The organism is Colwellia sp. BRX10-9 (assembly GCF_014077405.1).
GTDB lineage: Bacteria > Pseudomonadota > Gammaproteobacteria > Enterobacterales > Alteromonadaceae > Colwellia_A.
The window spans coordinates 1-10,683 of record NZ_JACGVV010000057.1 but is presented as its reverse complement, the minus strand read 5'-3'; the positions used below and the strand labels follow the sequence as shown (position 1 = coordinate 10,683).

Sequence of the window (10,683 nt, the reverse complement as noted above, 5' to 3'; positions counted from 1 at the left end):
TACTCGAAGGTAGCGGGCAAGCTGCAACATAACAAGCCACTCAAGCAGGACAAATAACAGTTGGTTTTGTTCGCTTCGCTCTCTATTATAACCAACTATTATTTGCCTCTTAGTGGGGCGTTAGCTGTACAGGATTTAACATGGACGTTGAGCTTAAAATTCAACCCGATAAAAAAATTGTATTATCATCCTTTGTAAACATAATGGATGGCTCGGGTAGTTGCTCACTCTCAATTCAAAGTGGTCGTTTCTCATACTCTACAGGTGAGTTTTACTTTGATTGCCTTTATAAGTTTACGAATGAAGTTAAACAAATGTATCAATCCTTATCAGGTTCTGCGGAATTGAATTACCATTATGAGAGAGAGTATTTAAAATTCGAGGCTAAGTCTATGGGACATATTGAATTCTCCGGTGAGTTTATAGAGTACGGTGAAATTCAGCAAGAGTTAAGCTGTGGCTTTATATTTGATCAAAGTTATTTACCAAATTTTATTGAACAATTAGAGCGTGTTATTCAAACTAAGTACAGCTAACAAGAAATTAAACAAGGACAAAAAACAGTTGGCTTTTGCTCCTTCATCGCTTATTTTAGCCAACTATTTTTTGCCTGTTAATTAGGCGTTATATTTCTAGGAGAACATGTGCTCAATCGTGCAGCCTTAATATTAAGATATAAAAAACCCGCAGTTGATTGGATTAATAAAGCTGATCCATATAACTCCCCAGAGTTGACGCTAGATTCAGCAAACGACGACTTAAATGTTTATCTTATCTCAAACGAAGACTCTGATGATCCGGAGTCATTACTACGATGGATTAAGTTAAACTTAGATTTATTGTTCATCGACGAATTAAGTGGCTGGTATACTGATGAATCTCTATGGCCCAAAACTAGAAATATGGAACTTTTCAATAGTTGGTTTTCAGTGGAATGTCATACAGTTCTCAATGACACAGTAGGTACACCGTTCGTTGACGACGAAATATAACAAGTCATTAAAGCAGGAAAATTTACAGTTAGCTGTTTTCACTGCGTTCAACACTTTAGTCAACTATAAATTTCCTCTTAGTAAGGCGTTAGCACTCAATATGCGTAATTCGATAATTTTAATCATACTATTAACATGGACGATAAATGTGGTAGCAAATACATTTACTTATGACATTCAAAAAGCTGGATATGATTTTGAACAATATGATTTAAAGGGCGAAGCTACATATCCCCTTTTTGTGAAGGAGTTCAGAGCTTACCCTTGGAAAGATCAGGTTGGTCTCTCTAATGAAGGGACAGAGCCGACAATATCCGTTAAAAGCAAAACCGTAGGCACTGACCTATTTGTGTCAGTAGTTGGCAACGCTGGTGAGTTTGCTTACTTAATTGGAATAGTGAAACCAAAGAAAATAAAGTCATTTTTTGGGTTAGGTAAAATGAAAGAAGTTAGGTGGGTAACTATTTATGTAACAGAGAAATCCAGTGATGTAGAAGATACGTTTAATTTATTCTTTAACATGCAGCTTAATAAGCTAGATGCTAATTTGAAAGAATTGCCTATATTTTTAGAGCAAGAGGCTGCAAACTAAAGAGTGCTAATAAGTTGCTCAAACGGACGCATAACAGTTGGTTGCGCTTCGTTACTCACACATTTTAGCCAACTATTCTGCGCCGCTTAGCAAGGCGTTAGGCATACAAGGAGAGTTCAGTGAAAAAATTAACCTTAGTATTCATATCCCTTATTTTATCTTTTTCAATTTCTGCAAATGACAAGTTCACGGCAGATCAGTTAATCGAAAAAGCAAAGGCATTTGTATCAGCCAAAAATGCGCGCCAACAACCAAATACAACCACTAAAGAAATAGACCATTATATATCGCTATTATCTGATAATTTCATCGATGAACATGTTAAATTCAAGTTTACGTATACTGATAAAACGAAACTCCGTTCAGATATGGTTGGTAAACTAAAAGATGAAGTTATAAACAGCAATATTGAGATAAACGAAATTATGGTAGGGGCTAATGTTGTTTTTATAAAAATGACTGAAATGGGTAAAGTTAAGCCTGCACATTTAGATAAAACCATTGAATATAGTAAAACTAATATTGTCTCATTAGAGTTTAACGAATCAGGTTTAGTAAAGCATATCCGCCGACATCACGGTTAATGTATGCCTACAAGCATTTCAAGCGGGACTGCTAACAGTTTGCTCGGTTTCGCTTCGCTACACATTTTAACCAACAATTAAAAGCCTCTTAATGGGGCGTTATATGCCTATGGAGGCTCTGTAAAATCATATGGAAATTCGCAATATTTCCTGGGAGCAAACAATCCCGCTTCGACAAAGTGTTCTTTGGCCAAACAAGCCTCCTGAATATTGCCATGTTGATGGTGATCATGACGCAATGCATTTGGGTGCCTTTGCTAATGACGAGCTTGTTTGTGTTGCTTCCGTATACATAAAATTAGATAAAGCTCGCCTACGTAAGTTTGCTACTAAAACTGATTATCAAGGGCAAGGCATTGGCTCTCAAATGCTAAAGTTTATTCTTCACTCCCTTAATAATACGGTTGTAAATTTTTTTTGGTGTGATGCTAGAGAATCAGCTTTAAGTTTCTATCAGCGTTTCGGTATGCAGCCATACGGAGAACGTTTTTATAAGGCTGATGTTTCTTACTTTAAAATGGAAGTTGCTTTATAGTAAGTTTAAAGCGGCATATAACAAGTTGCTAAAAGGACAAATAACAGTTGGCTATTTGCTCCTACGTCGCTTATTTTAGCCAACTATTATTTGCCTCTTAATAGGGCGTTAGGTTTTGCTTGAGCAACGGAGTTAAAATGAGAGTATTTATACCTATCCTAGCCTGTCTAGGTATAGTGGGATGTGCAAGTACTGAAAATGGAGTTAGATTTTCAGGTCAATCTAGTGAATATCAAGAACCCAAAAATGGTTCTGTTGCATACTTACATCTTGAGACTGAAAAAAAGACAGATGGTTTTGGATTTGAACCATATCCACATACGGCCATTATTTACGAGCTGTGCTCCCCTAAAACAGGACAAGTTAAATTCGGTTATCTCGGAGACCTTAAAGTTTCCAAAAACTCGGACTTAGGAAACCCGGCTACTGTAAAAGTAAACTCAGGCAAACCTATATTTCTAGCATTTGGTTTAATTAATCCACTCAACGGTTACGAATGTACATCAAAGCAAATATTTACACCTGAGGATGGTAAGTCATACTCATTTATTAACTCTGTAAATTGGTCAGAGTGCCCAACAAAAACTGCTGTTATCTCAATTGAGAACGATATTTCGCCTATCAAAAACATTAAGATTCTTGATAAAGCTAAAATAGCAGAGTTGAGGGAAAATGGTATAAGCGTGAGTAGGGAAGCATGCAAAACCTAATAAGCAATTCAAGAGGGACAATGATACAGTTGGCTTTTTGTTCACTCCGTTCACTTATTTTAGCCAACTATATTATTGCCCCTTAATTGGGCGTTAGCAATTTAATTAATCTCACATGGAAGTATCATGATTAAAGTATTATTACTCTCAATTTCTTTGTTTTCTTTTGCTTCATTAGCGGAAAACAAAGTTCTAATAGAAAATGTCACTATCGTTTCATCTCATTTGCAAGCTCCAAAAATTCAGATGAATGTATTAATAAGTGATGGACGAATTACCGAAATAACTAGTAAAAAGATTACATCCTACGATCTTAAAATAAATGGTTTAGGTAAATTTTTAACGCCAGGTCTTATGGATAGCCATGCACACGTATCGTCAATCCCCGGTATGGGGTTTGGTGTTGAGTCAGTGGCGATTAAAAATCCGAAACTCGCACAAGCTTATTTCGAACAACAACCAAGAAGCTTTTTATTTTATGGGGTAACTCAAATACTTGATCCGAATCCGGGAGTGAGTTTCAATTATTTTACTTCGGCGCCTCATCGCCCTGATTATTTTCGCTGTGAAGTATTAACATCAAAAAATACCTTTCCATATGTAGAGAAAACAGACGACCTTTCAAGATCAATGTTTACTTATTTAATTGATGAAAGTGCAGAAGCAACCGCAGAAAATTCAGTAGAAAGGTTAATTGGTAAAATTGCCCATTCAGGTGCTTCGTGTATAAAGCTTTATTTTGAAGATGGTTATGGTAATGCTAACCAATGGGCAACACTTTCAACTAACACACTAAAACGAATTAAATTATCTGCTGAAAAGTCTAATTTGCTTATAGTCGCTCATGCTAATGCCTTAGATATGCAGCAATTAGCACTTGCCGCAGGTGTTGATGTTATCGCTCATGGTATGTGGAATTGGGGGCAATATAATCGCGAACAAAATATACCTAAAGAAATATCTAACACTCTGGATAAAATGATCAATGACGAAGTAGGTTATATGCCAACACAAAGAGTGATTGCTGGCTTAGGTGAAGTAATGCTTCCTATTATTGCTAATTCTCCTGAATTTTCATCTATTACACCTAAGTCACTTATTGATTGGTATAAAACCACTGAAGCGCAATGGTTCAAAGAAGAGCTTCGAATTGGCTTTGATGGAATGCCTGATCAATCAATCTCAGATGCATTTTTATATGGGCGAATAGGAAAAGGTAATAAAGTTATTCAATATCTAAGAAGTTCTAATCATCCTATTTTATTGGCTTCGGACTTCCCTGGAAGCCCTAGTTTTGCCAATCAACCTGGACTGACAACCTACCAAGAAATGAAAGCTATGGTTACTGCAGGGCTATCGCTGGAAGAAGTACTGGCGGCGGCAACCATTAATAATGCTAAACAATTCAGAATTGATAATGATTACGGTACAGTAGAAGTTGGCAAAATTGCTAACCTTCTGCTACTTAAAACTAATCCTTTAGACTCTATAGAATCGTGGAACCGTATAGAAACGATTATCCTGCATGGAGATCCCATAGCTAGAGAAAGTTTGGTGGTCAATAAGTAGCTAACAAGCTGTTAAATAAGTACAAATAACAGTTGGTTTTTGCCTGTTAACAGGACGTTGTGCTCCAAAGCCTGAGGATCAGGTTTATATTACTATAATGTAATTATTGAAGGGAATTATTATGCTTTTGTTTCACATCATCGCTGGTTCATTTGTTCTATTATTTGGTATAGGCGCTTTGATCTTCAGTAAAGGCGAAAAATTTCATAGGTATTCTGGTAATTTATTTTTCTTGTCACTGTTATTAATGGCAGGAAGTGGAGCCTACTTTGCCGATGACCCTACGATCGCTATTTCATCTGTATACTTCGCTTCAACCGCATGGATTATCGTTCTGAGGCCAGAAAAGAGAACAGGTGTTTTTGAAATAATAGCTTTCATTGTCATTTCAATAATAAGCGCAAACTTCTTTTATGCAGCAATCACATCAGAGCCAGGCTTCATGGTTACTATGTTCTATATATTTGGTAGTGTTGCTTTGATCGCAGCACTTCTTGATTTGAATATGATTATTCGAGGTGGAATATCAGGGGCTCACCGCATCGCACGACATTTGTGGCGTATGTGTTATGCGTTATTAGGAGCTGTCCTCTCCTTTGTTGCTAACACGTCAGATAAATGGCCTAATTTCATTGATGCAGACTTACCAATTTATTTGTTAATTGTAATAATGTTTTATTGGTTAATTCGCGTATTATTTACCAAGTGGTTTGTTAAAAAAAAATATGTAATTGGGCAGAGTACTAATCTTTTTAATAGTAAGTTTAGTGAATAGCTACAGAGCATAACAAGCAAATCAACAAGGACTAAAACAGCGGGCTGTTCGCTTCGCTCCATTTTAGCTAACTATTATTTGCCTCTTAATGGGGCGTTATGTTTACTAGAGAGTTCACCACATTTGAAGATTAAGCATTATGCTCAACCACTAAAAACGATCGCTAGTTCAGCTTTTGATAATTGTGGCTGGGAAATTGTCGTTGCATTTGTTAGCGGTATATTCTGTTACACAAGTTACAGCACAGGTTTTGGTATATTGTTTTTTCCTATGTTTGCTGTATTTTGTTTGACTGTTCTTAGTATGCTTTTAAATGTATTCTTTGCAATTAAAGAAAACCTAAACGAGCGACAGTCTAAAAAGTAAACATACAAAGCATTCAAGCAGGACAAATAACAGTTGTTTTTTGCTCCTTCGTCGCTTATTTTAACCAACTATTTTGCCTCATAATGGGGCGTTATGTGTCTTTAGGAATAATATGAAATACTTGAGTTTACTTCCCATATCATTAATTTTAGGTTGTACGAATATATCCTTATCCGATAGAGCGATTCCTTACGATGATGGTTCTTTCTATACAGTAGTGGGTGGAGAAACAAAAGAGAAAGCTCACTCTATGTTGATAGGTGTCATGAAGTCTAGATGTGAAGTTGAAGGTGGAAAAACTTTTCAATTAATTTCTACGAAAAATAGTCAGACTGGAGAAGTTGAAAAGTTTGTCAAAAGTAAATCTAGTACGAAAATTGGCTCTTGGGAATTTAGTGACGTTGATACAAATCATACACAAGGCTTTGATCTCGAAGCTAAATTTACATGTATATAGTTTCGTTGCACGACACATATCAAGCCATTCAAGCAGGAGTTTTAACCGTTGGCTAGGTTCCGCTTCGCTTCACATTTTAACCAACAATTAAAAGCCTCTTAATGGGGCATTACGGCTACATGTCATAAGCTTGGCATATGAATGTCACACTCTTAACGTATACAAAAAGGTAAATTCTCTCCATATTATTGGCAACTTTAATTAAGACGATTTAAACAATGGAAATGCAAGTAAATATAAATGTAATTAAAACCCAAAGAAATAATAGAGCTTGGAGCCAAACTCAGTTAGCTGAAGTGTCAGGGTTAAGTCTAAGGACGATTCAGAGAATAGAAAAGACAGGGGTAGCTTCATTAGAATCTGTAAAATCACTTGCCTCAGTATTTGAAATGGACATTAAAAACATTCAAAAATGGTCAAACAAATCTGTCTATTCTTTAAAATCCAGATTAGCTACCTTATTTGGTGTTGTAGGTCTCATTTTATCAGGTGTGGTGATGGTTCCTGCTGCAGCCCAATCGATTATGGTTGATCTTGAATTATTGGAAAATAACGTAAAGTTAGCAAGCATTGAAATACTGAATGAGGAAAACACAGAAAGTGAAATGAAAATTTCTGATGTTTTAAAGATTACATTCACTTCAACTAAAGAGAACGACGGAACCGTGCTAATTAGTACAAAGGTGTATGACTTATCTGATGGAAATGAAGTACTAATATCTTCACCAAGTGTTAAAACTAAACATAGGGAAACTGCTGAAATACGTTTTGGTAATTACTCTTTATCTCTGACACCGAATTTGTAGGCATAAGAGGCCATTCAAGCAGGACTTTTAATGGGGCGTTAGCTGCTTTTTGTCTTAAGCAGTATTTTATTATCTATAGGGAAATTATTATGAAAAATATATTTAAATCTAGTCTAGTTGCACTTGCTGTAATTACTTCGAATATTAGCTTTGCTAATGATATTTCAGCTGATTTCTTAAATAATGAAGCAGAAATTGCTCATAAAGTATATCTTCATGAGTCAACTGAAGTTGCAATCTATGCAATGGAATCTATTGTGAGGCTTCAAGAGTCCGATCAATCGGATAAATTATTACAAAAAACTGGTCCATCTAGTCTTTCATTTTCTTATATTCGTTTAGGTTTTTTATATGAAAAATCAGGTTTAATGCAAAAAGCAGATATAGCTTTTTCTAAAGCGGTTGCTACTTATAAATCACCATATAATAAAAATGAATCTGTAACCCTTAGTAAATTAAAAAGAGCAGTTCAAGAGTTGGATGCAATCAGCAGCTAACAAGTTGCTTAAACGGACGTAAAGTAGTTGGCTTGCTTTCGTTCCTCACTAATTTTAGCGAACAATTTTACGCCGCTCAGCAAGGCGTTATAAGGCCAAGAAAAGTATGTCGCATTTATTCAAATTGTTTTTATTCCTAATGAGTTCTCAATGTTTTGCAGGAACATTAACATTTAAAGAAGTGTCAAAAAATGAATACGAACTTATCCTTAAGAATGAAAAATCTCTTGAAATAGCACAGGCTCAACAGGCCATTTACGATAGTGCCGTAAAAATCTGTAAAGGCATGAATCCTATATATGGTAAATATAAATTTGAAAGTCAGGAGCCAATTTCAGAGGATGGAGAAACATCATCATTTACCTTTGTACAAAACATTACTTGTTCTGATGAAGTGCAGAGTACGCCTTCAAGAAGTAAATTTGTAATATCTAAAAATCAAGAAATTGAGATAAAGAAACTTGTTAGTGAAATGACGAATAAATTTATTCAAAGTAAAGAAGAGGGAAGCTTTAAAGTAGCTTACGATATGATGTCTCCCTCGATGAAAAAAATAAGTGATTTCAATTCTTGGAAAAAGAAAGAATCAGATTATTTGATTGAGAGTGGTAATCTCATTAATAGAGATGTTTGGCGTTTGACAATGTATAACAACCCCGATAATTCCCCATCTCCCGGAGTTTACATCGCAGCGGATTATGAGAGCAGCTATGATAATCATCCAGTACACTGTGGTTATGTAATGTGGTTTGCATCGAATCCAAATTCTAAAGAATATAAAGTTATTAGAGAAGAGGCTGGCAAAATACCTAATGATGCCATGAAAAATATAAAACCTGAAAACTTACAAAACATTCGTAAACAAATTGGTTGTAGGGAGTTATAACAAGGCGTTAAACGGACAAATAACAGCTGGCTGTTGTTCGTGCCTCACTAATTTTAGCCAGCTATTATTTGTCACTTAACGTGGCGTTATAGGACAAATCGGAGTGTTGAGTATCCATGAAGTTTATAAATAATTTAATCTTGGTGTTGTCCATTCTATTTACATCAACTTCGTTTGCTGTTGATAAAAAATACCACGAGGATATTTCCTTGATTAAAAGTGCTTTCAAGCAACAGGATAAGAAAGCTATTGCAACTTTTATTTCTTATCCATTAGGGCGTGAATTTCCAATACCTGCCATTAAAAATGAAGCAGAGTTAGTAAATCGCTTTGATGAAGTGTTTGATAAAAAATTTATCGAGCTAATAGCTAACTCTGATCTAGACAAAGATTGGAGCATGATGGGCTGGAGAGGCGTAATGTTTTCTAGCGGTAAACTTTGGCTAGATTCCAAAAATAAAATAAGAGCGATAACATATCAATCTTCAAAAGAAAAAGAGATCAAAGCAAGTTTGATTGAAAAACAAAAACAAACTTTGCATCTAAGCCTCAGAGTTTATAAAAAACCAATATTAGAGTGGAAAACATCTAAATTTCATATTCGAATTGATGATCTTGGGGATTACAATTATCGCTATTCGTCATGGAGTATCGATAAAAAAACTAGAGATAAACCTGATTTAATTTTAGAAAATGGAAAAATGGTTTTTGAAGGTAGTGGTGGTAATCATCACTATTCTTTTTCTAACGGTAAATATATTTATCGTTGCTATGTTAGTGTAATTGGTAATAGTAAGTCTGCACCTGGAATATTAGATGTTTTCAAAGGTAAGGAGCATATATTAAGTGACGATGTTATTGAGGTGCTAAGTCGCTAAATTTCATGCGTTTAATTGCCCTATAACAAGTCATTCAAAAGGAAAAAAAACAGTTGGCTGTTTTCGTTCCTGAACATTTTAGCCAACTATCATTTGCCTGTTAATTAGGCGTTATATGCCAAGGAATGTTTTGAACATCTACTCAATACTTGATCATTTATTAGTCATTCTAATTTCGTTATATGGGGTAGCATTCTTTAGTGGCTACCTTAAGCAGTCAGAAAAATCACCAGCCATGATTTGGATGAAAACTAAATATCCAAAATCGCCTAAAATTCTAATGTATCTTGGTGTTTTTGTGATATTAAATCACTCAGTACGTTTAGTTATCGAGCTGTTTAGTTGAACGTCGGCATATAAGCCATTCAAGCCGGACAAATAACAGTTGGCTCTTAATAGGGCGTTAACTGCAAGGAGGCACTGTTGAGTATTATTTCCAATATAACTTTAGTTATCGTATTTTTATTATCACTGATTATATGCAACGCTTTGAAAGCTGAAGAACATTGCAAAAATGATGTTTGCATTGAATTTAACGATATTCAATTAAAAATATCATCAGAATATATTATTATTCCTACTTTCAAAGAACATCCTAAGTACATGAAATACGTTGATCAATTACTTGTGTCTTCATTATATTTAAAGGATAAGCGTTTGTGTCTGGATTATTGTGAGGAATCCTTTAGAGGTAAAGTATTCTCTGATGGCGTCAGTAGTAAAAGATTGAGTATTGTTCATGGCGAAGGTTATTCTGCATCATCATGGAGTATGGAGTTTACCAACTCTGAAGGGCCACAGATTACACAACAGGGTATTATTTATACCAATAATACCCTGTTGCAAGTATTCGATGATAAAAAGCTTTGGCTGTATTTGCTTTCACAGTTAAATAGTAAGAGTTAAATTGCAGCTAACAACACGCCCTGAGGTGGACAACTAGTAAAATTTAGCTATTTATTGCAAATTTTAACAGTGGCGATCCTCTTCGGTTTAATGCTTCTAAATATTTTGATTCGTTGTAGGGCATCTTCGT

Annotated in this window: 14 protein-coding genes; all 14 read left to right on the top strand. The window is 35.2% G+C overall.

The annotated features are described in order from the left end of the window. The first annotated feature begins 140 nt into the window (after positions 1-140). Positions 141-536 carry a hypothetical protein gene (locus tag H4J69_RS18990; protein WP_182222642.1) on the top strand — a complete coding sequence of 132 codons (396 nt, stop codon included), beginning with the start codon at positions 141-143 and terminating at the stop codon, positions 534-536. Positions 537-644: 108 nt separating this feature from the next. Then, positions 645-992, top strand: a complete 348-nt coding sequence (locus H4J69_RS18985) for a hypothetical protein (protein WP_182218593.1) — start codon at positions 645-647, stop codon at positions 990-992. Between the two features lie 148 nt (positions 993-1,140). Beyond that, positions 1,141-1,584, top strand: a complete 444-nt coding sequence (locus H4J69_RS18980) for a hypothetical protein (RefSeq protein WP_220469605.1) — start codon at positions 1,141-1,143, stop codon at positions 1,582-1,584. A gap of 119 nt (positions 1,585-1,703) precedes the next feature. Then, complete coding sequence (locus tag H4J69_RS18975) at positions 1,704-2,168, top strand: nuclear transport factor 2 family protein (protein WP_182218591.1); 465 nt, start codon at positions 1,704-1,706, stop codon at positions 2,166-2,168. Between the two features lie 130 nt (positions 2,169-2,298). Next, positions 2,299-2,703, top strand: coding sequence for a GNAT family N-acetyltransferase (locus H4J69_RS18970; RefSeq protein WP_182218659.1), 405 nt, complete (start codon positions 2,299-2,301; stop codon positions 2,701-2,703). Positions 2,704-2,840: 137 nt separating this feature from the next. Beyond that, positions 2,841-3,413: a hypothetical protein gene (locus tag H4J69_RS18965; RefSeq protein WP_182218653.1), complete on the top strand. Its 573-nt coding sequence runs from the start codon at positions 2,841-2,843 to the stop codon at positions 3,411-3,413. Between the two features lie 126 nt (positions 3,414-3,539). Next, a complete protein-coding gene (locus tag H4J69_RS18960; RefSeq protein WP_259364991.1) occupies positions 3,540-4,982 on the top strand; it encodes an amidohydrolase family protein in 1,443 nt (480 codons plus the stop codon). Between the two features lie 121 nt (positions 4,983-5,103). Continuing rightward, the gene (locus tag H4J69_RS18955) at positions 5,104-5,757 is read left to right on the top strand and encodes a hypothetical protein (RefSeq protein WP_182218651.1); all 654 of its coding nucleotides are present in this window, start codon (positions 5,104-5,106) and stop codon (positions 5,755-5,757) included. A gap of 478 nt (positions 5,758-6,235) precedes the next feature. Beyond that, the gene (locus H4J69_RS18950) at positions 6,236-6,580 is read left to right on the top strand and encodes a hypothetical protein (protein ID WP_182252035.1); all 345 of its coding nucleotides are present in this window, start codon (positions 6,236-6,238) and stop codon (positions 6,578-6,580) included. A gap of 218 nt (positions 6,581-6,798) precedes the next feature. Next, a complete protein-coding gene (locus H4J69_RS18945) occupies positions 6,799-7,386 on the top strand; it encodes a helix-turn-helix transcriptional regulator (protein WP_220465336.1) in 588 nt (195 codons plus the stop codon). An 89-nt stretch (positions 7,387-7,475) separates the two neighbouring features. Continuing rightward, positions 7,476-7,883, top strand: coding sequence for a hypothetical protein (locus H4J69_RS18940; RefSeq protein ID WP_182222639.1), 408 nt, complete (start codon positions 7,476-7,478; stop codon positions 7,881-7,883). Between the two features lie 106 nt (positions 7,884-7,989). Continuing rightward, positions 7,990-8,769 carry a DUF4019 domain-containing protein gene (locus H4J69_RS18935; protein WP_182252034.1) on the top strand — a complete coding sequence of 260 codons (780 nt, stop codon included), beginning with the start codon at positions 7,990-7,992 and terminating at the stop codon, positions 8,767-8,769. A gap of 116 nt (positions 8,770-8,885) precedes the next feature. After that, a complete protein-coding gene (locus H4J69_RS18930) occupies positions 8,886-9,647 on the top strand; it encodes a hypothetical protein (protein ID WP_182250900.1) in 762 nt (253 codons plus the stop codon). A gap of 423 nt (positions 9,648-10,070) precedes the next feature. Further along, positions 10,071-10,553: a hypothetical protein gene (locus H4J69_RS18925; RefSeq protein WP_182252033.1), complete on the top strand. Its 483-nt coding sequence runs from the start codon at positions 10,071-10,073 to the stop codon at positions 10,551-10,553. Positions 10,554-10,683: the final 130 nt, after the last annotated feature.